20 protein-coding genes and 1 riboswitch are annotated in these 24,142 nt (G+C 60.3%); of the genes, 11 read left to right on the top strand and 9 right to left on the bottom strand.

All coding sequences use genetic code 11. The features are described 5' to 3' along the window. Positions 1-11 precede the first annotated feature (11 nt). From pyrR to gshB, 5 genes are all read right to left on the bottom strand, one after another. Entirely contained in the window at positions 12-518 is a 507-nt protein-coding gene (gene pyrR, locus AB3G35_RS04635; RefSeq protein WP_016782531.1) for a bifunctional pyr operon transcriptional regulator/uracil phosphoribosyltransferase PyrR, read from the bottom strand. 83 nt (positions 519-601) lie between these two features. Further along, positions 602-1,042 carry a Holliday junction resolvase RuvX gene (ruvX, locus tag AB3G35_RS04640; protein ID WP_016782530.1) on the bottom strand — a complete coding sequence of 147 codons (441 nt, stop codon included), beginning with the start codon at positions 1,040-1,042 and terminating at the stop codon, positions 602-604. Continuing rightward, the gene (locus AB3G35_RS04645) at positions 1,042-1,614 is read right to left on the bottom strand and encodes a YqgE/AlgH family protein (RefSeq protein WP_016782529.1); all 573 of its coding nucleotides are present in this window, start codon (positions 1,612-1,614) and stop codon (positions 1,042-1,044) included. The genes ruvX and AB3G35_RS04645 overlap by 1 nt, the downstream gene beginning before the upstream one ends. A gap of 162 nt (positions 1,615-1,776) precedes the next feature. Next, positions 1,777-2,676, bottom strand: coding sequence for a TonB family protein (locus AB3G35_RS04650; RefSeq protein WP_369782343.1), 900 nt, complete (start codon positions 2,674-2,676; stop codon positions 1,777-1,779). 77 nt (positions 2,677-2,753) lie between these two features. Then, positions 2,754-3,707, bottom strand: coding sequence for a glutathione synthase (gene gshB, locus AB3G35_RS04655; protein WP_029611613.1), 954 nt, complete (start codon positions 3,705-3,707; stop codon positions 2,754-2,756). A gap of 340 nt (positions 3,708-4,047) precedes the next feature. Here gshB and pilG point away from each other — a divergent pair, with 340 nt between their 5' ends. From pilG to AB3G35_RS04690, 7 genes are all read left to right on the top strand, one after another. Then, a complete protein-coding gene (gene pilG, locus AB3G35_RS04660; protein ID WP_016782526.1) occupies positions 4,048-4,455 on the top strand; it encodes a twitching motility response regulator PilG in 408 nt (135 codons plus the stop codon). A gap of 42 nt (positions 4,456-4,497) precedes the next feature. Continuing rightward, positions 4,498-4,875, top strand: coding sequence for a twitching motility response regulator PilH (pilH, locus tag AB3G35_RS04665; RefSeq protein ID WP_016782525.1), 378 nt, complete (start codon positions 4,498-4,500; stop codon positions 4,873-4,875). A 10-nt stretch (positions 4,876-4,885) separates the two neighbouring features. Then, complete coding sequence (locus tag AB3G35_RS04670; RefSeq protein ID WP_016782524.1) at positions 4,886-5,425, top strand: chemotaxis protein CheW; 540 nt, start codon at positions 4,886-4,888, stop codon at positions 5,423-5,425. Between the two features lie 41 nt (positions 5,426-5,466). Then, on the top strand, positions 5,467-7,524 hold the full coding sequence (locus AB3G35_RS04675; protein WP_016782523.1) for a methyl-accepting chemotaxis protein: 2,058 nt from the start codon (positions 5,467-5,469) through the stop codon (positions 7,522-7,524). A gap of 27 nt (positions 7,525-7,551) precedes the next feature. Further along, on the top strand, positions 7,552-13,428 hold the full coding sequence (locus AB3G35_RS04680; RefSeq protein WP_369782344.1) for an Hpt domain-containing protein: 5,877 nt from the start codon (positions 7,552-7,554) through the stop codon (positions 13,426-13,428). Further along, complete coding sequence (locus AB3G35_RS04685; protein ID WP_369782345.1) at positions 13,421-13,873, top strand: chemotaxis protein CheW; 453 nt, start codon at positions 13,421-13,423, stop codon at positions 13,871-13,873. The genes AB3G35_RS04680 and AB3G35_RS04685 overlap by 8 nt, the downstream gene beginning before the upstream one ends. Before the next feature lie 214 nt (positions 13,874-14,087). Continuing rightward, positions 14,088-14,705, top strand: coding sequence for a hemolysin III family protein (locus AB3G35_RS04690; protein ID WP_086795678.1), 618 nt, complete (start codon positions 14,088-14,090; stop codon positions 14,703-14,705). Between the two features lies 1 nt (position 14,706). Here the strand turns inward: AB3G35_RS04690 and AB3G35_RS04695 are convergent, their stop codons facing one another. Together AB3G35_RS04695 and AB3G35_RS04700 are read right to left on the bottom strand one after the other, a co-directional pair. Beyond that, a complete protein-coding gene (locus AB3G35_RS04695) occupies positions 14,707-15,564 on the bottom strand; it encodes a formate/nitrite transporter family protein (protein WP_016782519.1) in 858 nt (285 codons plus the stop codon). A 231-nt stretch (positions 15,565-15,795) separates the two neighbouring features. Next, positions 15,796-16,197, bottom strand: coding sequence for an acyl-CoA thioesterase (locus AB3G35_RS04700; protein ID WP_016782518.1), 402 nt, complete (start codon positions 16,195-16,197; stop codon positions 15,796-15,798). Between the two features lie 195 nt (positions 16,198-16,392). Beyond that, positions 16,393-16,499: riboswitch (S-adenosyl-L-homocysteine riboswitch) on the top strand. Positions 16,500-16,521: 22 nt separating this feature from the next. Between AB3G35_RS04700 and ahcY the strand changes: the two genes are divergently transcribed. From ahcY to AB3G35_RS04715, 3 genes are all read left to right on the top strand, one after another. Next, on the top strand, positions 16,522-17,931 hold the full coding sequence (ahcY, locus tag AB3G35_RS04705; protein ID WP_016782517.1) for an adenosylhomocysteinase: 1,410 nt from the start codon (positions 16,522-16,524) through the stop codon (positions 17,929-17,931). A 102-nt stretch (positions 17,932-18,033) separates the two neighbouring features. After that, positions 18,034-18,879 carry a methylenetetrahydrofolate reductase [NAD(P)H] gene (gene metF, locus AB3G35_RS04710; protein WP_369782346.1) on the top strand — a complete coding sequence of 282 codons (846 nt, stop codon included), beginning with the start codon at positions 18,034-18,036 and terminating at the stop codon, positions 18,877-18,879. A gap of 387 nt (positions 18,880-19,266) precedes the next feature. Beyond that, complete coding sequence (locus AB3G35_RS04715) at positions 19,267-21,117, top strand: DEAD/DEAH box helicase (protein WP_016782514.1); 1,851 nt, start codon at positions 19,267-19,269, stop codon at positions 21,115-21,117. A 157-nt stretch (positions 21,118-21,274) separates the two neighbouring features. On the opposite strand, the gene AB3G35_RS04720 is transcribed toward AB3G35_RS04715, so the two are convergent. Both AB3G35_RS04720 and AB3G35_RS04725 read right to left on the bottom strand, forming a co-directional pair. Further along, entirely contained in the window at positions 21,275-21,850 is a 576-nt protein-coding gene (locus AB3G35_RS04720; RefSeq protein ID WP_016782513.1) for a YceI family protein, read from the bottom strand. A gap of 32 nt (positions 21,851-21,882) precedes the next feature. Then, the gene (locus AB3G35_RS04725) at positions 21,883-22,434 is read right to left on the bottom strand and encodes a cytochrome b (protein WP_016782512.1); all 552 of its coding nucleotides are present in this window, start codon (positions 22,432-22,434) and stop codon (positions 21,883-21,885) included. A gap of 272 nt (positions 22,435-22,706) precedes the next feature. On the opposite strand from AB3G35_RS04725, the gene AB3G35_RS04730 reads away from it, so the two are divergent. Next, positions 22,707-24,113 (top strand): adenosylmethionine--8-amino-7-oxononanoate transaminase, encoded by a 1,407-nt coding sequence (locus AB3G35_RS04730; protein WP_086795681.1) that lies wholly within the window; start codon positions 22,707-22,709, stop codon positions 24,111-24,113. Positions 24,114-24,142 lie beyond the last annotated feature (29 nt).

Genomic DNA, 24,142 nt, shown 5'->3' on the forward strand with positions numbered 1-24,142 from the left:
GCAATGGTCTCTTAAGGGGCTAGGTCTTGAAGTTCGAGTGTCAGTGGCGCAGGGCCGGACAATTTTACCCGCTCGCTCGGCTTGAGCGACAAGGTTGCGCCCACCACATCCGGGCGGATCGGCAGTTCGGCGGCGTCAAGGTCCAGCAAGCTGACCAGGGTCACGCTGGCCGGACGACCATAGTCGAACAACTCGTTCAGCGCTGCGCGAATGGTCCGACCGCTCATCAGCACGTCGTCTATCAGCACCAGGTGCTGGCCTTCGATTTCGAACGGCAGCTCGGAAGGGCGCACTTGCGGGTGCAGGCCGTTCTGGCTGAAGTCATCGCGGTAGAACGATACATCCAGCGTGCCCAGCGGTGCATCGCTGCCGAGCGCCTTGAGCAGCGCCTGGGCAACCCAGATGCCGCCGGTGCGGATACCGATATAACGCGGCTCGGTGATGCCGCGACGGGCCAGATGGGCCTTCAGATCAAGGGCCATCTGGGAGATCAGTTCAGCGGGAACAGGCAGGATCATGGTGGCTCCTTAAAAGGCCCGCGCAGCACAACGTGCGGCGGCGGGCGCAAACAATGAGGCGGGTCAATGGTACAAGCGCCGGGTCAGTCTTGAGAGTGCGCCGGGTTTTCGTCGAGCCAGCCTTGCAGCACCAGTTTGGCGGCGATGGCATCGACGGGGTTGTCGCGGTAACTGCCGCGCTGGCCGCCCTGGGCCCGGCGTTCGCCCTTGGCCTCGAAGGTGGTCAGGCGTTCGTCATGGGTAAAAACCGGCAGATTGAAGCGGCCATTCAGGCGATTGGCAAATTTTTGTGCCCGGGCGCAGAAGTCGCTCGGGGTGCCATCCATGTTCAAGGGCATGCCGACCACCATCGCGTCGGGCTGCCATTCCTTGATCAGCTTTTCGATCTCTTCCCACCTGGGGATACCATTCTCGGCTTTCAGGTTGCACAGCTCGCGGGCCTGGCCAGTAATCATCTGGCCTACAGCCACGCCGATGGAGCGGGTGCCGTAGTCGAAGCCCAGCAATAAACGAAGGCTGGCCATCAGGAATGGCCTGCTTGGGTGCTTAACAAATTGAGGTTCACTCCGAGGTGTTTGGCGGCCGCGTCGAGGCGCAGCTCGCTTGGGGTATCAAACAGGATATGCGCCGAATACGGGCAGGTCAGCCAGGCGTTGTCGGCCAGTTCGGCTTCAAGCTGGCCAGCATCCCAGCCGGCATAGCCCAGGCAGATCAGGCTGCGGTTCGGGCCGCGGCCATCGGCAATGCTGAACAACACATCGGCAGAGGTGCTCAGGGCCAGCCCGTCGTCGAGTTCGACGGTGGCGTCAAAGTTCATGCTGGCCGGGTGCAGGACAAAACCACGGTCGATCATGACCGGCCCGCCACCGAAGATCGGTACATGCTGGCACAGCGGTGAAGAAAGTTGTTCCGGGCGCAACTGCTCAAGAACATCCGCCAGGCTCAGCTCCAGCGGGCGGTTGATCATCAGCCCCATGGCACCATTGGCCGTGTGCTCGACGATGTAGGTCAAGGAATGGGCAAAGTTCGGGTCGGCCATATGGGGCATGGCGATCAGGAATTGATGCTTGAGGTAAGTCGGCGCGTGTTTTTTCATGAGTCTTAGTGTGGCGCTGGCAACGTGAACTGACAAGTTGGGCGATCAAGATTCCTGGGTCTTTGTGGGAGCGGGCTTGCTCGCGATACAGGCGGCGCGGTTTAACGTTAAAACGCAGCGATCCAATCGCGAGCAAGCCCGCTCCCACCGTTGCCCTGTGGATCAGTTGCTGGACAGGCGGTCGCCTTCGGCGAATTTCCAGGTGCGGATAATCTCCAGCCGGTCGATATCCGCCAGGTCACCGGTAAACGGCGCAAAAGGTGCCGCCAGGCGCACGATGCGTTGTGCGGCCTGGTCCAGCAGCGGCTGGCCCGAAGACTCAAGCACCAGCACTTCATGCAGCGAGCCGTCGCGGTTGATCGACACCAGCAGGCGCAGCTTGCCGTAGATCTTTTCCCGCCGTGCCTGCTCAGGGTAGTTGAGGTTGCCGATGCGTTCGATCTTCTTGCGCCAGTCCTCTTTGTACCAGGCGCCCTTGTCGCGCATGGTCGAGGCCGCGCTCATGCGGTAGATCTTCGGACGCTTGGCGTACAGCTGCTGCTCGTTGGCCAGTTCGGCCTCGAGGCTGGAAATCTCGCTGGACAGCTGCGAGCTGTCGAACGTTGGAATGCTGGCCTTGGGCGCCGCCTCGGTCTTGACCTTCTGCGGCTGGCTCGGGTTTTTTTTCACTGCGGGTGCCACGGTGGTCACGGCGGCCTTGGGCGCGGTCTGGGTCTGCTCGGGTTTGGCGGCAGGCGGTGGGGTGACCTTTTTGACGCTGTTGTCCTGGAAAGGGGCGACCTCGGTGGTCTTGGGCACGGCTTTCTTGTCCAGCGTGCCGCTGCCCTGCTGGTTGTCCTGGGCCAGAAAGTCGGCTTTTTCCGGGGCTTTCTCGCTTTTGAAGGTGGACAGGGTGATTTCCAGGGTTTTGCTGACCGGTTTGGGCGCTTCCATGCTGAACCCCACGCCGACGATCACGGCGATATGCAGCAACGCCGCCACAAACAGGGCAAATCCAAGGCGATCGGCCGCGCGCACGCCTTTATGGCTGAGTTCGGGGGGCAGGTCGCTGGGGAGTGTCATGGCAAAAAGACCAACATCGCGGGTTTCACAGGGTGCGCATGATAGCGCAATGTTGGTCTATTACAGGCTGTTGCAGATCAGCGAGCCGCCAGCTTGCGCTCGATTGCATCCATCAGCAGGGCGCCGATATTGGTGCCGAAGGCATTGTCGATCTCGCGGATGCAGGTCGGGCTGGTGACGTTGATTTCGGTCAGGTGCTCACCGATTACGTCCAGACCTACGAACAACAGGCCTTTTTCACGCAGGGTCGGGCCAACCTGGGCTGCAATCCAGCGGTCCTTTTCGCTCAGCGGGCGAGCTTCGCCACGACCGCCTGCGGCGAGGTTGCCGCGGGTTTCACCCTGGGCCGGGATCCGTGCCAGGCAGTAATCGACCGGCTCGCCGTCGATCATCAGGATGCGTTTGTCGCCATCCTTGATCGCCGGCAAGTAGCCTTGCGCCATGATCTGCTGGGTGCCGTTGAGGGTCAGGGTTTCGAGGATCACCGACAGGTTAGGGTCGCCCACCCGGTGACGGAAAATCGAGGTGCCGCCCATGCCGTCCAGCGGCTTGAGGATCACGTCACCGTGCAAGGCAGCAAATTCACGCAGCACGTCGGCGCGGCGGCTGACCACGGTCGGCGGCGTGCATTGGGTAAATTGGGTGGCGAACAGTTTTTCGTTGCAGTCGCGCAGGCTCTGCGGCTTGTTGACGATCAGTACGCCATCACGCTCGGCCTGTTCCAGCAGGTAGGTGGAGTAGACGAACTCCATGTCGAAGGGCGGGTCCTTGCGCATCAGGATCACGTCCAGATCGCTCAGGGCCGTGTCGGTCTCGGCGTCCAGCTCAAACCATTTTTCCGGGTTGGCAAACACCTTGAGCGGCTTCATGCGTGCCCGCGCCTTGCCTTCATTCAGGTAAAGGTCTTGCTGTTCCATGTAGAACAGGGTCCAGCCGCGATCCTGGGCGGCCAGCAGCATGGCCAGCGAGCTGTCCTTTTTATAGGAGATGCCCGCAATGGGGTCCATGACAATCCCGACTCGAACGCTCATGGCAAATTCCTCAAATAAAGTGAGTGACGATCTGATCGTGTGGGAGCGGGCTTGCTCGCGATGGCATCACTGCGATTTGCCTGACAGACCGCAGCGCCTGTATCGCGAGCAAGCCCGCTCCCACACAGGGATCGGTATGACCTGAAAAGTGGCGCCAGAGTGGCGCTGAGTGTGGCCTCGGTCAAGGAAAAACCACCGCTTGGACCCTTCGATAGATTGAAGGTCGTGACTGTGCTAAAAAGGCTCGCACAGTGCTTGCAACCCTTGTCCATCAAGGAGTTGGGGTTATAAGCCGCACAGTTGTAACAAAATTGGTCGCCGTGGCGATGGTAAAGCACATATGCAAAAGCATTCCAGCGCCTTGAAGGTGATGGTGATCGATGATTCGAAAACCATTCGCCGCACCGCCGAAACGCTGCTGAAAAACGTGGGCTGCGAGGTCATTACCGCCATCGATGGTTTCGATGCGCTGGCCAAGATTGTCGACCACCCTCCGCACATTATCTTTGTCGACATCATGATGCCGCGTCTGGATGGTTATCAGACCTGCGCACTGATCAAGAGCAACCGGGCGTTCAAGTCGATCCCCGTGATCATGCTGTCGTCCAAGGACGGCCTGTTCGACAAGGCCAAGGGGCGGATCGTGGGTTCTGATCAATTTTTGACCAAACCGTTCAGTCGCGACGAATTGCTGAGCGCGATCAAGGCTCATGTGCCAGCCTTCAATATTCTACCCAGTGCCCAATAACACCCGGCCAGCCGGCCAACCACCTGATAAATGGGGAACACCATGGCTCGCATTCTGATCGTCGATGACTCGCCGACTGAAATGTACAAATTGACCGGCATGCTCGAAAAGCACGGCCATGAAGTGCTCAAGGCAGAAAACGGCGCAGACGGCGTCGCCCTGGCACGTCTGGAAAAACCCGACCTGGTGTTGATGGATATCGTGATGCCGGGCCTCAACGGCTTTCAGGCTACGCGTCAGCTTACAAAAGACCCGGAAACAAGCTACATCCCGGTTATCGTAGTGACTACCAAGGATCAGGAAACCGATATGGTCTGGGCCCAGCGTCAGGGTGCCAAGGGCTACCTGACCAAGCCGGTTGATGAAGAGCAGTTGATCCTCAAGGTGAAAAAAGTCCTGGAAGAAAACCCTCCAAAATGACGGTCACCCTATGCCCGGCGCATTGACAGCCTTTGAACTGCTGCTTGAGATCGACCAGCGTTGTCGCTCGCTGGCGGCAGGCCTGGTGCCTGCCCAGGCACAGCTCGATACCTGGAGCGGTATTGGTTTTCGCATCGGCGAGCAGTGTTTTGTGGCGCCGATGGGCGAAATTGCCGAAATCCTGCATGAGCCGCGGTTTACCCTGTTGCCCGGGGTAAAGCCCTGGGTCAAGGGCGTGGCCAATTTGCGCGGGCAACTGTTGCCGATCATGGACCTGTGCGGGTTTTTCGGCATTGAGCTGTCACCCTTGCGCAAACAGCGCCGCGTATTGGTGCTGGAATACAAAGACGTGTTTGTCGGCCTGCAGGTCGATGAAGTGCAAGGCATGCAGCACTTTGCCCACGCCGACCTCAATACTGATACACAAACCCTGCCCCATCCGGTGTTTGCGCCTTATGTGCAAGGGCACTTTGCCGCTGAGCAGCTGTGGTGGGTTTTTAGCCCGTTTGCCCTGGCCCGGGCTCCACAATTCTGGGCGGTAGCCGTGTGAACAGGCTTTCAGCTTTAATACGGGATCTCAGGACCTGATCGATGACCACAGCCAATACCGCTAAGCCAATGGAAGGGTCGCGCAGTCGTTCGCAGATCATCGTGCTGTTTATCGCCCTGATCGTGTTCATCATGCTGTTGTTCGCCAACTTTGCGTACCTCAATACCCAGTCCAACTACGACAAGCAGTACATCAGCCATGCGGGCGAGTTGCGGGTGTTGTCCCAGCGCATTGCCAAGAACGCCACCGAAGCCGCTGCCGGCAAAGCCGCCGCATTCAAGTTGCTGATCGATGCGCGCAATGATTTCAGCCAGCGCTGGGGCTATCTGAAAAAAGGTGACCCGGCCACCGGCCTGCCTCCTGCACCTGCGGCCGTACACAAGGAAATGCAGGCGGTGCAGCGTGACTGGGAGCTGCTGCTCAATAACGCCAACGCCATCCTGGCCAGTGAACAAACCGTGCTGTCGCTGCATCAGGTGGCCGCCACGCTGGCCGAGACCGTGCCGCAGTTGCAGGTTGAATACGAGAAAGTCGTCGAAATCCTGTTGCAGCGCGGCGCGCCAGCCAGCCAGGTGGCCCTGGCCCAGCGCCAGTCGTTACTGGCCGAGCGTATTCTGGGAGCGGTCAATACGGTGCTGGCCGGCGACGAAAATGCCGCCCAGGCTGCAGGTGCCTTTGGGCGTGATGCCAACCGTTTCGGGCAAGTGCTCAACGGCATGCTTGAAGGCAATGAAGGGTTACGTATTACCCAGGTTGAAGACAAGGATGCCCGCGCCCGCCTGCAGGAAATTTCCGAACTGTTCCAGTTTGTCTCCGGTTCCGTGGACGAAATCCTCGAAACCTCGCCGCAGCTGTTCCATGTGCGCGAAGCGGCAAACACCATTTTCAGCCTGTCGCAAACCTTGCTCGACGAAGCCTCGACCCTGGCCAATGGCTTTGAAAACCTCGCCAGCGGTCGCTCGCTGGACATTATCGGTGGCTACGTTCTGGGCTTGCTGGCCCTGGCATCGATTATCCTGATCGGCTTGGTGATGGTGCGCGAAACCAACCGCCAGTTGCGTGAAACGGCTGAAAAGAACGAAAGAAACCAGAATGCGATCATGCGGCTCCTCGACGAAATTGCCGATCTGGCTGACGGTGACCTGACCGTGACCGCCTCGGTGACCGAAGACTTTACCGGTGCCATTGCCGATTCGATCAATTATTCCATCGACCAACTGCGCGAACTGGTGGCCACCATCAACCTGACGGCAGGCCAGGTGGCCGCAGCGGTGCAGGAAACCCAGGCCACCGCCATGCAACTGGCCGAAGCGTCCGAGCATCAGGCCCAGCAAATCGCCGAGGCCTCGGGGGCGATCCAGGAAATGGCCCATTCCATCGATCAGGTGTCTGCCAACGCTTCCGAATCTTCGGCGGTGGCCGAGCGCTCCGTGGCGATTGCCAACAAGGGCAATGAAGTGGTGCACAACACCATCCACGGCATGGACAACATTCGCGACCAGATCCAGGACACCGCCAAGCGGATCAAACGTTTGGGCGAGTCTTCCCAGGAAATCGGCGATATTGTCAGCCTGATTGATGATATTGCCGACCAGACCAATATTCTGGCACTCAACGCCGCCATCCAGGCATCGATGGCCGGTGATGCCGGACGCGGCTTTGCCGTGGTAGCCGACGAAGTACAGCGCCTGGCTGAGCGCTCGTCGGCAGCGACACGGCAAATCGAGACGCTGGTGCGGGCCATTCAGGCGGATACCAACGAAGCGGTGATTTCCATGGAACAAACCACCACTGAAGTGGTGCGCGGTGCCCGCTTGGCCCATGACGCCGGGGTCGCGCTGGAAGAGATCGAAGGCGTGTCGCAAAACCTGGCGGATCTGATTCAAAGCATCTCCAACGCGGCACAAAAGCAGACCACTTCGGCGGCGCAGATTTCCCTGACCATGAATGTCATTCAGCAAATCACCAATCAGACCTCGTCCGGTTCCACGGCGACGGCCGAAAGCATTGGCAACCTGGCCAAAATGGCCAGCCAATTGCGGCGCTCGGTGTCCGGCTTCACGCTCCCTGCTCCGTCCAAAGACCATGAGCCACAGTAATGCGCTGCAATTCTGACTGGAGTCGTTATGGTTGACCGGCACGACTATGTGGCCCTTGAGTGGGTTAAAGGCGAAATTGCCCACACCCTGAAGCAGGCCCGCGCGGCGCTGGAGACCTATGCGCTGCAACCGGCGGCGGGACCACTGGAACAATGCCTGGCCTGCATTCATCAGGTGCATGGCAGCTTGCTGATGGTCGAGTTCTACGGCGCGGCCTTGCTGGCCGAAGAGATGGAGCAACTGGTGATTGCCCTGCAGCAAGGCCGCGTCAGCCAGGTTGATGAAGCCCTGCGCCTGTTGCAGCAAGCCTTCAGCCAATTGCCGCTGTATCTGGACCGCGTCCACAGTGCCCGGCGCGACTGGCCTCTGGTGGTGTTGCCGCTGCTCAACGATTTGCGCAGCGCCCGTGGCCAGGCCCTGTTGTCGGAAACCAGCCTGTTCAGCCCGTCCTTGCAGGAGGTGCCCGCCCTGGATGCAGAGGCCCTGGTCCGTTTGCAGCCTGAAGATTTGCCGCGCGAATTGCGTGTGCTGCGCCATAGCCTGCAGGCCGCATTCCTGGGCTTGCGCCGTGGCGAAGCGGTGCAGGCCAACCTGGAAATCATGGCGGGGGTGTTCGCCAATCTTCAAGGCCTGTGCCAGGGCTCGCCGCTCAATGCCCTGTGGAAAATTGCCGCTGCGCTGGTCGACGGCATGCTCAAAGGCCGGGTGCCCAATAGCCCGGCCCTGCGCAGCCTGCTGAAAAAGTCTGACAGGGAGCTCAAGCGCCTGCTGGCACAGGGCATCGAGGCCATCAATCAGCCAGCCCCCGAAGAACTGCTGACCAGCCTGCTGTTTTATATTGCCAAGGCCGAGCACCCGACCACGAAAATGCTCGCGTTGAAAAATCACTACGAGCTGGACCAGGCCATGCCCGATGCGGCGATGGTCGATGAGGAGCGGGCGCGCCTGGCCGGCCCTGACCGCGACGCCATGCGCTCGGTGGTGGCCGCGTTGTGCGAAGAGCTGGTACGGGTCAAGGAGCGCCTCGACCTGTTTGTGCGCAGTGACCGCCTGCATGTCTCGGAGCTGAGCAGCCTGATGGCGCCGCTGCGCCAGATTGCCGACACCCTGGCTGTGCTGGGGTTCGGGCAACCGCGTAAAGTCATCATCGATCAACTGGCGGTGCTGCAAAGCCTGGCCCAGGGCCAGCGCGAACCCACCGATGCGGTGTTGATGGATGTGGCTTCGGCCTTGCTGTATGTCGAAGCCACCCTGGCGGGCATGGTCGGCAGTGTCGAGCCTTCGCAGCGCGAAGAAAGCCGTTTGCCCACCACCGACCTGATGCAGATTCACCAATTGGTGATCAAGGAAGCGCGCATCAGTCTTGAAGAAGTCAAAGACCTGATCGGCGATTACCTGGCGGCTGACCACGACCGCCAGCACCTGCAGCCCGTGCCGGCGCTGTTGACGCAAATCCGCGGTGCGTTGGCGATGATCCCCCTCAATCGCGCGGCCAGCTTGCTGCAAGCCTGCAATCAATATGTGAACGAGTGTTTGTTGCAAGGCCCCGGCCAGCCCGCGGATGAACAGCTTGATCACTTGGCCGATGCACTGGTCAGCATCGAATATTACCTGGAGCGTCTGGCCCAGGACCCTGGCGCTTCGAGCGAACAGGTGCTGGATCGGGCCGAAAACAGCCTGGCCGAGTTGGGCTATGCGCCAGCGGTAAACCCCGTGGCGTTGCCCGATGACAGCCCCGGGCACCCAACGCAACGGCTGATGCCGGACCGGCAGGCACAAAGCCTGGCCGATGCCCTGGCCAGCCCGCTGTCGGCGCTCAACCCGCCGGCGCAACACATGCCTGCCAGTTTGCTGCCACCGCCGGTAGATGAGGCACCGTTGGACGAAGAACTGCTGGAAGTGTTTCTCGAAGAAACGGATGAAGTCCTGATCACCCTGCACGACTGCCTGCCGCAATGGGCTGCCAACCCGGCGGACAGTGCTGCGCTGGCCGAGTTGCGGCGTGGCTTTCATACCCTCAAGGGCAGCGGGCGCATGGTGCGTGCGCTAGTGCTGGCGGAGCTGGCGTGGGCGGTCGAAAACCTGCTTAACCGGGTGATCGAGCGCAGCGTGGCAGCGTCTGCGCAGATCTTCCAGCTGCTTGAAGAAGTGCTGGTCATGCTGCCTGAGTTGATTCAGGCGTTTGCCGAGCAAAGCCAGCGCCAGCGCGAAGACGTCGACCAACTGGCCGCACGCGCCCAGCGCCTGGCCAAAGGCGAGCCGCAACCGCTGCTGATCGCCCAGGACTCCAGCAGTTTCGACCCCCAGTTGCTGGATATCTTTCGCCAGGAAGCACAAAGCCACCTGGAGCGCCTCGACCGCTTTCTGGCCCAGGCCCGGGTACATAGGCCATTGCACGCCAGTGACGATTTGCAGCTGGCCATGCATACCCTCAAAGGCAGCGCACATATGGCGGGCGTGGCGCCGATGGCCGAGCTGGCCGCGCCGCTGGACCACCTGGTGCGTGAATACAAGGCGCACACCCTGGCCCTGGGCGCGGAAGAAATTGACCTGCTGCAGGAGGCTGGCACTTTGCTGCATGCGGGGCTCAAGCAACTGGACAGCGATCCGCTGGCCGAGATACAGGGCGCGCGGTCACTGATCGAACGCACCGAGCAGCTGATCGCCGACCGCCTGGATACCTTGCTCAACAGCCCTGCGAGCAGTTGGGTGGCCAAGCGCGACCCGCAGCGCACGGCCGAGTTTCTGGGCGAAAGCATGGACATCCTGTTCGATGCCCAGGAGCTGCTGAAAACCTGGCACCAGAACCCCCATGAGCGCGATGGCCTGGACACCCTGCTGGACCAGCTGACCACGCTGGGCGAGTCTGCCCACCTGCTCGACTTGCAGCCGATGGATGCGCTGTGCGAAGCCTTGCTGGACCTTTATGGCGCGGTTGAAGAAAGCAGCCTGGCGCCCAGCGAGCGGTTTTTCGAGGCGGCCGATGACGCCCATGAAGCGCTGATCAACATGCTCGACCAGTTGGCCGCGGGGCAGGAGATCACCCCACAGCCGCAATTGGTCCAGACCCTGCACGCACTCCTGCACGAGGGGCTGGCGCCCGATGCCACGGGGCTGATTCGCCGTGATGGCGGGCAGGCGACCGAGCTGGGCGCGGCCACCGAGCAATTGGGGGGCGGCCAGGATGAGGACTTCGACGAGGAAATCGTCGAGATTTTCCTCGAAGAGGCGGTGGATATTCTCGAGAGTGCCGCGCAGGCCCTGCAGCGCTGGCTCAGTGCGCCCGACAGCCTGGCATCACTGTCGTCCCTGCAGCGTGACTTGCACACCCTCAAGGGTGGTGCGCGCATGGCCGGCATCGAGCCGATAGCCGAATTGGCCCATGAGCTTGAACACTTGTACGAAGGCCTGCTGGACCGGCGCCTGAGTGACAGCCCGGCACTGGCTCGCCTGCTGGAGCGCAGCCACGAACAGCTGGCGCTGATGCTTGAAAAACTGCTGCACAAGCAACCGTTGAGCGAGCCCTATGAACTGATCGAAGCCATTCGCGGCTTTCGTTTGTACAGTGCAGCCTTGCCTGCGCCCGGCAGTGTTGCCCCGCAAGCGCCAGCGAGCAATGAAGATCCGCAGTTGCAGGACATCTTCCTCGATGAAGCCTTCGATATTCTCGAAAGTTCGGGTGCGGCCCTGGCACGCTGGCAAGCCGAGCCGCAGAACCACCTTGAAGTGGAAAACCTGCTGCGCGACCTGCACACCCTCAAAGGCGGAGCGCGGATGGTGGAAGTCGCCGCGATTGGCGATTTTGCCCACGAACTTGAAACCCTTTTTGAAGATATTTCGATAGGCACCATCACCCCCAGCGATGAGCTGTTTGTGTTGTTGCAGCGCTGCCACGACCAGCTGGCGCAGATGTTTGACGCACTGCGCAGTGGCCAGTCGCTGCCTTCGCCTTCGGTGCTGATCGAGAAGATCCGCCAGATTGAGCGCAACGCCCGGCAGGCGCCCGCTGCCCCGGTCAAGCCAGAGCCCGCACCGGCGCCGCTGCCCGAAGGTGAACGCACCGGGCTGGACACCCTCAAGGTGCCGGCCGAGCTGCTGGAAGACCTGGTCAACCTGGCGGGCGAAGCCTCGATCATTCGTGGGCGCGTGGAGCAGCAGGTCAACGACGGTCAGGTCGCCCTCAACGAAATGCAGACCACCCTTGAGCGCATGCAGGACCAACTGCGGCGCCTCGACAGCGAAACCCAGGGCCGCCTGTACAACCGTGCACACACCGAAGCCGATGGCGTGGCCTACGACGAATTCGACCCGCTGGAAATGGACCGCCATTCCCTGCTGCAGCAACTGTCCCGCGCCCTGTTCGAGTCGGCCTCCGACTTGCTCGACCTCAAGGCCACCCTGACGGCACGCTACCAGGACGCCCACGGCTTGCTGCAAAAGCAGGCGCGGGTGAACACGCAACTGCAAGAGGGCCTGATGGGCACGCGCATGGTGCCATTCGAGCGGGTATTGCCGCGCCTCAAGCGCGTGGTGCGCCAGGTGGCGAGCGAGCTGGGCAAACAGGTTGAATTCAGCGTGATCAATGCCGAGGCCGAAATCGATCGCAACGTGTTGGAGCGCATGGTCGCGCCCCTGGAACATATGCTGCGCAACGCCGTTGACCACGGCCTGGAACCCGCCGACGTGCGCCATGCCAGCGGCAAGCCGGAGCAGGGGCTAATCAGCCTGGAGCTGTCTTACGAGGGTGGCGACGTGGTCTTTGACATGCACGACGATGGTGCTGGCGTGCCGCTGGAAGCCGTGCGCCGCAAAGCTATCATGCGGGGCTTGCTGGACCCCGAAGTGAGCATCAGCGACCGTGAAGTGTTGCAGTTCATCCTGCAGCCGGGGTTCTCCACCGCCGAAAAAATTACTCAGATCTCCGGGCGTGGCGTCGGCATGGACGTGGTACACGAAGAAGTGCGGCAGTTGGGCGGCAGCATGACCATCGACTCGGTGGCCGGGCAGGGCGTGCATTTTCAGATTCGCCTGCCGTTCAGCGTATCGCTCAACCGGGCCTTGATGGTGCAGTGCGCAGACGAGCAATACGCCATTGCCCTGGACACCGTTGAAGGCATCGTGCGTGTCATGCCCAACGAACTGGAGGGCTACTACCAGCTCAACCCGCCGCTGTATCACTACGGCGGGCAAACCTACGAACTGCGCTACCTGGGCGAGTTGCTGCAAACCGTGGGCAAACCCAAGCTGGTGGGCGAAAGCCATTCGCTGCCGGTGCTGCTGGTGCATTGCCAGGACCAGCGCGTAGCGTTGCAGGTGGATGCGCTGGCGGGTTCACGGGAGATTGTGGTCAAGAGCCTCGGCCCGCAGTTTACCGGGGTGCAGGGCCTGTCGGGCGCGACCATTTTGGGCGACGGGCGAGTGGTGCTGATCCTTGATCTGCTGGCCTATATCCGCGCCCATCAGGCGCGCCAGCCGTTGCAGCGGGCGCATCATGAAGCCGTCGGCGCACTGGAATTCACCCCGGCCGTGCGTCCGCCGCTGGTGCTGGTGGTGGACGACTCGGTCACCGTGCGCAAAGTCACCAGCCGCCTGCTCGAACGCAACGGCATGAACGTCATCACGGCCAAGGACGGGGTCGACGCCATGAGCGTACTGGAAGAACACATCCCGGACCTGATGCTGCTGGACATCGAAATGCCGCGCATGGACGGCTTTGAAGTGGCCACCCGCGTGCGCAACGACCCGCGCCTCAAGGACCTGCCGATTATCATGATTACCTCGCGCACCGGGCAAAAGCACCAGAACCGGGCGATGGCCATTGGCGTCAACGATTACCTGGGCAAGCCATATCAAGAGTCGGTGCTGCTGGAGCGCATCGCCTACTGGAGCAACTTCCATGCTTGACCATCGCGTGGGCAGCCTGACCGCCCTGTTGCTGCCCCTGGCCGACCGTTACCTGCTGCTGCCCAACGTCGCCATCGCCGAACTGATCGGCTGGCAGCTCGGCGAACCCAGCAGCGACTCCCCGCCCTGGCACCTGCGCCAGATCACCTGGCGCGACCACCAACTGCCGCTGATCAGCTTTGAAGCCGCATGCGGCGGGCCGCTGGTGATCGGTGAACGGGCGCGGATCGTGATCCTCAACACCCTGGGCGGTGACCCGGATTTCAAATTCATGGCGATGGTGGTTCAGGGCATCCCGCGTTCCTACAAAGTCGACAGCCAACTGAGCTTCGTCGACGTACCGCTGTGCCCGCTGGAGCGAGCGGCGGTGCAAGTGGGCGATCATGTGGCGAAAATCCCGGACTTGCTGGCGCTGGAAAGGCTGGTGCGGGGCAGCGCGGATTAAGCAGCACTTGTGGGAGCGGGCTTGCTCGCGATGCAGGCGATGCGGTCAGTCAGTTAAACCGCGGTGCTGCTATCGCGAGCAAGCCCGCTCCCACAGCGGTGGTGCAGGTTGCCCTGCTCGACGAACGCCGCATTGCCCTTTAACTTCGCAACCCTGACCCTTATCTCGTAACCAGGTGACACAGTCGCACTCTCGGCTTTTGAGGATTTTGCACATGTATCACGGGGAGAAACTCAACGCCTGGACCCACCTGGTGGGTGCCGTGGCGGCAGCAGTGGGCAGTATCTGGTTGTTGGTAATGGCCTGCCTCGATGGCAGCCCGCAGAAGATTGTCAGTGTGGCCATCTACGGGGTCACGCTGGTGTTGCTGTACAGCGTGTCGACCGTGTACCACAGCGTGCGCGGGCGCTCGAAGGTGATCATGCAGAAGTTCGATCACCTCTCCATTTACCTGTTGATCGCCGGCAGTTACACGCCGTTTTGCCTGGTCACGCTGCACGGGCCCTGGGGCTGGTCGTTGTTCGGGATCGTCTGGGGCATGGCGGTGATCGGCATGCTGCAGGAGATCAAGCCACGTTCCGAAGCCCGCATCCTGTCCATCGTGATTTATGCCGTGATGGGCTGGATTGTGCTGGTGGCGGTCAAGCCGTTGCTGGCGGCGCTGGGCACCGCTGGCTTTATATGGCTGGCCACCGGCGGGGTGATGTACACCGTGGGGATCATCTTTTTTGCCCTCGATCACCGTCTGCGCCATGCCCACGGCATCTGGCACCTGTTCGTGATAGCCGGCAGCCTGCTGCATTTTGTGGCCATCGCGCATTATGTGATCTGACTCAGGGCAACTGCGCCTCGGGCTTGGGCTTTTGGGTGTCGCTGCGGATCTGCGCGTGGCTGATCAGGGCAAAGATAAAACTGCCACCGATGATATTGCCGGCCAGGGTAGGGCCGGCAAAGATCAGCCAGAAGTCCTTCCAGGGCAATTCGCCGGCAAAAACCAGGTATGAGACTTCGGCGGTACCGACCACGATATGGGTGAAGTCACCCAGGGCCATCAGGTAGGTGATAAGGATGATGATCCACATCTTGGCGCTTTCCATGGACGGGATCATCCACACCATCGTGGCAATCATCCAGCCCGAGATGATGCCCTTGGCGAACATCTGGCTGGCGTCGTTTTCCATGACCTTGCGGCCGATCTCCAGGAAGGCCTTGTCGGTCTGCGTGTCGAAAATCGGCAAATGCAGCATCACATAAGCCACCAGCAGGGTGCCCATCAGGTTGCCCACCAGCACCACCGTCCAGAGCCGCAGCAGGCGCCCGACGTTCTTGAGCGTGGGTTTACTCATGATTGGCAGCACGGCGGTCAGGGTATTTTCGGTAAACAGCTGCTGACGGGACAGGATGACCGCCAGAAACCCCGCGCAGTAGCCGAAGCTGGCGATAACCTTGAAGCCTTCAGCGCTGGGCAGGCGCGAATTGAGCAAGCCCATAGCCATCAGCGACAGGCCCATCGTCAGCCCGGCGGCCAGTGCCGACCAGAACAGCGCGGCGATGCTGCGTTCCAGTTCCTGATCGCCCTGCTGGCGGATGATTTCGTGCAGCACCGCGGCGCGCGGTGGCTGGTTCTTGATGACGTCGTGCTCTTCTTCAGCCGACAGGTTGGGGGTCTTGCCTGATTTTTGAGTGTCCATAAGGCTCCAGAACCGTTGGCGTGTGCATGTACGACACGCATGGACTGTAGCTGTTCACTATGGAACTCGTAGCAGCTGCCGGAGGCTGCGTTCGATTGCGAAGCGATCGCAGAACCTGAACGCACGGATTTTCAGTAAAACCGCGCCATATGATTTGCGACGGCTTCGTCGGAGTGCCGCATCACGCGAACGCAGCCTCGTTCCTTCGGCAGCTGTTATGGGAGCCCGGCATCAAGCCTGGCTGTCATCCTGGAACTGGTCCTTGACGTATTTGATCTCGGTACGCCCGTGCGGAGCCGGCAGGCCGTCTTCGCCCAGGTTGACGAAGACCATCTTGTCCACGGTCAGGATGCTTTTGCGGGTGATCTTGTTGCGCACTTCGCAGGTCAGGGTGATCGAGGTGCGGCCGAACTCGGTGGCGGTGATGCCCAGTTCGATGATGTCGCCCTGGCGCGAGGCACTGACAAAGTTGATTTCGGAGATGTACTTGGTGACCACGCGCTGGTTGCCCAATTGAACGATGGCGTAAATCGCCGCTTCTTCGTCGATCCAGCGCAACAGGCTGCCACCAAAGAGGGTGCCGTTGGGGTTGAGGTCTTCGGGTTTAACCCATTTGCGGGTGTGAAAATTCATATTCGCTCCTGACCGTCGTGACTTGGATGCCGACCATGATGTCAGACACCGGCACTCAGCTCTATTGAGCTTCGACTATGGTCTCGATTAAGCAAATCAAAATGCCGCGGATAAACCCTTGGGAACATCGGCGCGGATGGCTATAATCACCCCCGCTTCAAAACGGTCATATTTACCCAGTACCGTTCCCGCCACCTGTCCGAGGGGCGCTGCAGCAGGTTCAACCTGTCAGGCTCGGATGGGGCGTTGTTTGTTCAGGGCTCCCTGTTCAGGCACTAAACGCACAACGGCGCCCATTCGCGATTAAACGAATGGAGGCTCTTGATGAGCGCTGTAAACACGCCTGCAGGTTTTAACGACTTTAAAGTCGCCGATATGTCCCTCGCCCAATGGGGCCGTCGCGAAACCTTTATCGCCGAGTCCGAAATGCCGGCCCTGATGGGTCTGCGCCGCCGTTATGCCGCAGAACAACCGCTCAAGGGCGCGAAGATTCTGGGCTGCATCCACATGACCATCCAGACTGCCGTACTGATCGAAACCCTGGTTGCCCTGGGTGCCGAAGTGCGTTGGTCGTCGTGCAACATCTTCTCGACCCAGGACCAGGCTGCTGCCGCTATCGCTGCTGCCGGTATCCCGGTGTTCGCCTGGAAAGGCGAAACTGAAGAAGAGTACGAGTGGTGCCTGGAGCAAACCATCCTTAAAGATGGCGAGCCATGGGATGCCAACATGATCCTCGACGACGGCGGCGACCTGACCGAGCTGCTGCACAAGAAATACCCGGCCATGCTGAAAAAGATCCACGGCGTGACTGAAGAAACCACCACCGGTGTTCACCGTCTGCTGGACATGCTGGCCAAAGGCGAGCTGATGATCCCTGCGATCAACGTGAACGACTCGGTAACCAAAAGCAAAAACGACAACAAGTACGGCTGCCGTCATAGCCTGAACGATGCCATCAAGCGTGGTACTGACCACTTGCTGTCCGGCAAGCAAGCACTGGTGATCGGCTACGGTGACGTGGGCAAGGGCTCGGCCCAGTCCCTGCGTCAGGAAGGCATGATCGTTAAAGTGTCCGAAGTTGACCCGATCTGCGCCATGCAAGCGTGCATGGACGGTTTTGAAGTGGTTTCGCCGTTTATCAACGGCCAGAACGACGGCACCGCTGCCAGCATCGACGCTGCCTTGCTGGGCAAGATCGACCTGATCGTGACCACCACCGGTAACGTCAACGTGTGCGACAAGAACATGCTGGCTGCGCTGAAAAAACGCGCGGTAGTGTGCAACATCGGTCACTTCGACAACGAAATCGACACTGCTTTCATGCGCAAGAACTGGGCATGGGAAGAAGTGAAGCCACAGGTTCACAAGGTTCACCGTACTGGCCTGGGCGAATTCGACCCACAGAACGACGACTACCTGATCCTGCTGGCCGAAGGCCGTCTGGTTAACCTGGGCAACGCCACAGGTCACCCAAGCCGCATCATGGACGGTTCGTTCGCCAACCAGGTACTGGCGCAGATCTTCCTGTTCGCGCAGAAATACGCTGACCTGCCGGCCGAGCTGCAAGCCGAGCGTCTGACCGTAGAAGTCCTGCCGAAGAAACTCGACGAAGAAGTAGCCCTGGAAATGGTTCGCGGCTTCGGCGGCGTGGTCACCCAACTGACCAAGCAACAGGCTGACTACATCGGCGTTACCGTCGAAGGCCCGTTCAAGCCAGAAACCTACCGTTACTGATTAAGAAAGGCGGTCAGGCTTGCACTGACCGCCTTTTTTTTGTGTGTGAGTTCAGCGTCAGGGGTTAGTACTGACCCCCTTCGCGTACGCAAGGGTATTCCCATGTCTCAAGACCGTCGTTTCAGCTTCGAGTTCTTCCCGACCAAGACCGATGCTGGACATGAAAAACTGATGAGCACGGCTCGCCAACTGGCGACCTACAACCCCGATTTTTTCTCCTGCACTTACGGTGCCGGTGGCTCGACCCGCGACCGCACGATCAATACCGTGCTGCAGCTGGAGAGCGAAGTAAAAGTACCTGCGGCTCCGCACCTGTCGTGCGTGGGTGACAGCAAGGCCGATTTGCGCGGCCTGCTGGCCCAGTACAAGGCCGCGGGCATCAAGCGCATCGTTGCGCTGCGTGGCGACCTGCCTTCGGGCATGGGCATGGCCAGCGGCGAACTGCGCTATGCCAATGACCTGGTGAGCTTCATTCGTGAAGAAACCGCCGACCACTTCCATATCGAAGTGGCTGCGTACCCGGAAATGCACCCGCAAGCGCGCAACTTCGAAGACGATATCAACAACTTCGTGCGCAAGGCCCATGCTGGCGCTGACAGTGCGATCACCCAGTACTTCTTCAACGCCGACAGCTACTTCCGTTTTGTCGAGCGCGTAGAAGCAGCCGGTGTGATGATCCCTATCGTGCCCGGCATCATGCCGATCACCAACTACAGCAAGCTGGCGCGTTTTTCTGACGCGTGTGGCGCTGAAATTCCGCGCTGGATCCGCAAGCAACTTGAAGCCTACGGCGACGATACGCAGAGCATCCAGGCGTTTGGTGAGCAGGTCATCAGCGAAATGTGCGAGCGCCTGCTCGACGGCGGCGCCCCGGGGTTGCACTTCTACACCCTGAACCAGGCTGATCCGAGCCTGGCGATCTGGAACAACCTCAAGCTGCCACGCTGATCTGCCTTTGTGGGAGCGGGCTTGCCCGCGATGGCATCGCTGCGGTCTGTCAAGGAATCGCGTCGCCTGCATCGCGAGCAAGCCCGCTCCCACAAGGCTTACCGCTCCTGGAGTTGTCCATCACCTCCATTAGCCGTTGGGCAGCATGAAATCGGCGCGCCGTGATTGCTCTGTTATACTCCGGGTTTTCCGCCAGGCTTACGCCCGGCCGCTCGTCCTTGTACAAGCCACTCAACCCCGCTACTGCGCAGCTCTTGCCCGCGCGAGCGGTGCGAATGAGCCTTGTGGACTGGAGCAGGACCGGACGGGATTGCGTCATCTTAAACGCCATTCACGCCAGGCAAGACTATCCCTTTGGGCCAAGCCCTAACTAGAACAGGATTTCTCATGTCCTTTGCTTCCCTCGGTCTCTCCGAGGCTTTAGTCCGCGCCATTGAAGCTGCGGGCTATACCGAGCCTACTCCGGTGCAACAGCGGGCCATTCCCGCCGTGTTGCAAGGTCGCGACCTGATGGTTGCGGCTCAGACAGGTACTGGTAAAACCGGCGGCTTCGCTCTTCCGATCCTGGAAAAGCTGTTTCCCAATGGCCACCCGGACAAATCCCAGCGCCACGGCCCACGCCAACCACGCGTGCTGGTCCTGACGCCTACCCGCGAACTCGCCGCCCAGGTGCACGAGAGCTTCAAGCTCTATGCCCGCGACTTGAAGTTCGTCAGTGCCTGCGTTTTCGGCGGTGTGGGTACCAACCCGCAGGTTCAGGCCCTGGCCCGCGGTGTTGACGTACTGGTTGCCTGCCCGGGTCGTTTGCTCGACCTGGCCGGCCAAGGCAGCGTTGACCTGTCCCACGTTGAAATTCTGGTGCTCGACGAAGCCGACCGGATGCTCGACATGGGCTTCGTCCATGACGTGAAAAAAGTCCTCGCCCGTCTGCCGTCCAAGCGTCAGAACCTGCTGTTTTCGGCGACGTTCTCCAAGGACATCACCGATCTGGCCGGCAAGCTGCTGCGCAACCCGGAGCGCATCGAAGTTACGCCGCCGAACACCACGGTCGAGCGTATCGAGCAACGGGTGTTCCGCCTGCCTGCCACGCACAAGCGTGCCTTGCTGGCGCACTTGATCACCGCTGGCGCCTGGGAACAGGTTCTGGTGTTCACGCGTACCAAGCACGGCGCAAACCGCCTGGCCGAGTACCTGGACAAACACGGCCTCAGCGCTGTGGCCATCCACGGTAACAAGAGCCAGAACGCACGGACCAAGGCCCTGGCCGACTTTAAAGCCGGTTCCGTACGCATCCTGGTAGCCACCGATATCGCCGCTCGCGGCCTGGATATCGACCAGTTGCCACATGTGGTCAACTTCGAGCTGCCAAACGTCGACGAAGACTACGTTCACCGTATCGGCCGTACTGGCCGTGCCGGTCGTTCGGGCGAAGCGATCTCGCTGGTGGCTCCGGACGAAGAAAAACTGCTGAAAAGCATCGAGCGCATGACCAAGCAGAAAATCGCCGATGGCGACCTGATGGGTTTTGACGCCAGCAGCGTTGAGGCCGAGAAGCCTGAAGTGCGCGAGCGTCCGGATGTGCGTAACCCGCGCAACCCGCCGCGCGGCCCGCGTGGTGATGGCCCGGGTAATGGCGGCGGCGGTGGCCGCAAGGACAAGGGCAAGGAAAAGAGCAAAGAGAAGCCGGCAGCTGCTCGCAGCGAGCGTCCAGCTCGTGAGCAAAAGCCACGCGAAGCTCAGCCTGCCCGTGAACAGCGTCAGCCAACCCCTCGTGCCGACGCCAACCGCGCGCCGGACGAGTTCCGGGATGATGATGTGGATAATTTTGGTAACCGCGCTGATTACGTCAGCCCGTACCAGAACAAGAACAACCAGAGCCGTGGCCGTCGCCCGGGCGCGCCGGCACAGGGTACAGGTACTGGCGCTGCGCCAGCTGGTCGTACCGGTGGTCGTCAGAACGGTCCGCGTACCGGCAGCGGCGCCAGCACTGGCACTCCGCCTGCCAAGCGCAGCGGTCCACGCAGTGGCGCTCCACGTGACGGCCAGGCCCGTCGCGAAAACCGCCCGGCCCGTGACGATGCCCGTCAAGAGCCCGCGGTAAAAGGCCCACGCGAGAACCAGCCAAAGATCATGCACAAAGAGTCGAAAAGCGATCGCTTCCCGACGCCTGAGCAGCTCGATCAACTGCCGAACCGTCCTCGTGGCGAGAAGCCAGCGCTGCTGACTCGCAACCGCTAAAAATTGTGGGAGCGGGCTTGCTCGCGATTCAGGCACCTCGGGTTAACGGCTACACCGAGGCGATCCAATCGCGAGCAAGCCCGCTCCTACGACAGCACAAAAAAACGCCCCGGCTTTCACAAGCCGGGGCGTTTTTTTTAGCCGTATAAAAGCGCTATTACTTGGCTTTCACGCCTTCCAGCGAGATATCCAGGCTCAGAGTCTGGTCCTTGCTTGGGGACTTGATGCCGAAATCCTGCAGGTTGATGGTGGTGGTCGCGTTGAAACCAGCACGCTCGCCGCCCCACGGATCCTTGCCTTCACCGTTGAACGTTGCCTTGAAGGTTACAGGCTTGGTCACACCGTGCAGGGTCAGGTCGCCTGTCACGTCAGCTGTATTTTCGCCAGTCGGCACAACCTTGGTCGACTTGAAGGTTGCTTCCGGGTACTTGCTCACGTCCAGGAAATCTTTGCTGGCGATGTGCTTGTCACGTTCGGCGTGGTTGGAAAACAGGCTGGCGGTTTTCAGGGTCACGTCAATCTTGCTGTCGGCAGGTTTGGCTGCATCCCACGAGAAAGTGCCGCTCCAGTCCTTGAAAGTACCGTGAATGAAGCTGAAGCCCAGGTGGCTGACTTTCCAGTCGATAAAGGCGTGCTGGCCTTCCTTGTCGATGGTGTAGTCAGCAGCCATGGCCTGACCTGCGGTCAGCATTGCAGTACCGAGAGCCAGCGCAGCGAGGGTCTTTTTCAACATGCGTTCTATTCCTTTTGAGTTGAGGTTGAGCATCAGGCTTTGCGCCCCAGCATACGAGTCAGGGTCGCATCACGATCAATAAAGTGGTGTTTCAAAGCAACCAGACCATGAAGCCCTGCAAAAATTACCACGGCCCATGCCAGGTAAAGATGCACGACACCCGCCACATCGGCCTGGTCAGGCAGGTTAGAAATCAGTGCAGGCACTTCAAACAGACCGAAAACCGGGATGCCCACGCCTTCAGAGGTGGAAATCAGGTAACCGGCGATCATCACGGCAAACAAACCCAGATACAAAAAACCATGCCCGAGTTTGGCACCGATTCGTGTTGCCCGGCTGTAACTGGCCAGTGCCGGTGGTGCCGGGCTGAACCAGATCCATACAACGCGTAGCAGCATTACAGCGAATAGCGTCAGACCAATGCTTTTATGCAGGTCAGGCGCTTCTTTGCGCCAAGGGCTGTAGTAGTCCAGACCGACCATCCACAAACCCAGTGCGAACAACCCGAACACCGCCAACGCAACAGACCAGTGCATGAAGATGCTGACGGCACCATAGCGAGAAGAAGAGTTACGTAGCTGCATGACCAACATCCTGTAGGAACTTGGGCCTAAGACTAATGGTTTACCTATCGATTGAAAGCGCATTTTTTTGCTGCAAGCTATCGATAAATACGATCTGGAGCCTGAGAGTCAAACGTTAAGCAAACGTTAACAATATTTGTGTTGCCTGTGGGTGCCCAAGGCCGTCTTTGAATACGGAGTAAACGTAATAGGTTGTTACACGCCTGCGCATTGCATAGGCTTGCACTCTTGTTTGCCCGCACACGCCGGGAGCCAGCGCCAGGAGAGTGGAAATGGGCCTGAATAACCAGTGGATGCAACGCGACCTTGCCGTGTTGTGGCATCCCTGCACCCAAATGAAAGATCACGAACAACTGCCCTTGATCCCGATCAAGCGCGGCGAAGGCGTGTGGCTGGAAGACTTTGAAGGCAAGCGCTACCTCGATGCCGTGAGTTCCTGGTGGGTCAACGTGTTTGGCCACTGCAACCCGCGGATCAACCAGCGCATCAAGGATCAGGTCGATCAGTTGGAACATGTGATCCTTGCAGGTTTCAGCCACCAGCCGGTGATCGAGCTGTCCGAGCGCCTGGTCAAGATGACACCTGAAGGCCTGACCCGTTGCTTCTATGCCGATAACGGTTCGTCGTGCATCGAAGTCGCGCTGAAGATGAGCTTTCACTACTGGCTCAACCGCGAGCAGCCGAACAAAAAACGCTTCGTGACCCTGACCAACAGCTACCACGGCGAAACCATGGCCGCGATGGCGGTGGGCGATGTGCCGCTGTTCACCGAAACCTACAAGGCGTTGCTGCTCGACACCATCAAGGTGCCGAGCCCCGACTGCTACCTGCGCCCTGAGGGCGTGAGCTGGGAAGCGCATTCGCGCACGATGTTTTTGGCGATGGAACAGACGCTCGCCGAAAATCACGACACGGTGGCTGCGGTGATCGTCGAGCCGCTGATCCAGGGCGCGGGCGGCATGCGCATGTACCACCCGGTGTACCTCACGCTGCTGCGTGAGGCCTGTGACCGTTACGGCGTGCACTTGATCCTCGATGAAATCGCCGTGGGCTTTGGCCGCACCGGCACTATGTTCGCCTGCGAGCAGGCGGGCATCACGCCGGACTTCCTGTGCCTGTCCAAGGCCCTGACCGGCGGTTACTTGCCGTTGGCGGCCTGCATGACCACGGACGAGGTGTACAGCGCGTTCTACGACGACTACCCGACCTTGCGCGCCTTCCTGCATTCCCACAGCTACACGGGCAATCCGCTGGCTTGTGCAGCTGCATTGGCCACGCTGGATATTTTCGAAGAAGACAACGTCATCGAAAACAACAAGGCCCTGGCTCAACGCATGGCGAGTGCGACGGCGCACCTGGCAGACCATGCCCATGTCTCGGAAGTGCGTCAGACCGGTATGGTGCTGGCCATTGAAATGGTTCAGGACAAGGCCAGCAAAACCGCCTACCCGTGGCAGGAACGCCGCGGGCTGAAAGTCTTCCAGCACGCCCTGGAACGCGGTGCGCTGTTGCGTCCGCTGGGCAGCGTGGTGTATTTCTTGCCGCCATACGTGATCACCCCCGAGCAGATCGACTTTTTGGCCGAAGTGGCCAGTGAAGGGATCGACATCGCGACCCGCAGCGACATCAGCGTGGCCGTGCCGTCGAACTTTCACCCGGACTTCCGCGATCCGGGTTAAACCGGGCCGTACTGTATCTCCTGTGGGAG

The sequence above is a fragment of the Pseudomonas sp. WC2401 genome (genome assembly GCF_041200115.1).
GTDB lineage: Bacteria > Pseudomonadota > Gammaproteobacteria > Pseudomonadales > Pseudomonadaceae > Aquipseudomonas > Aquipseudomonas fragi.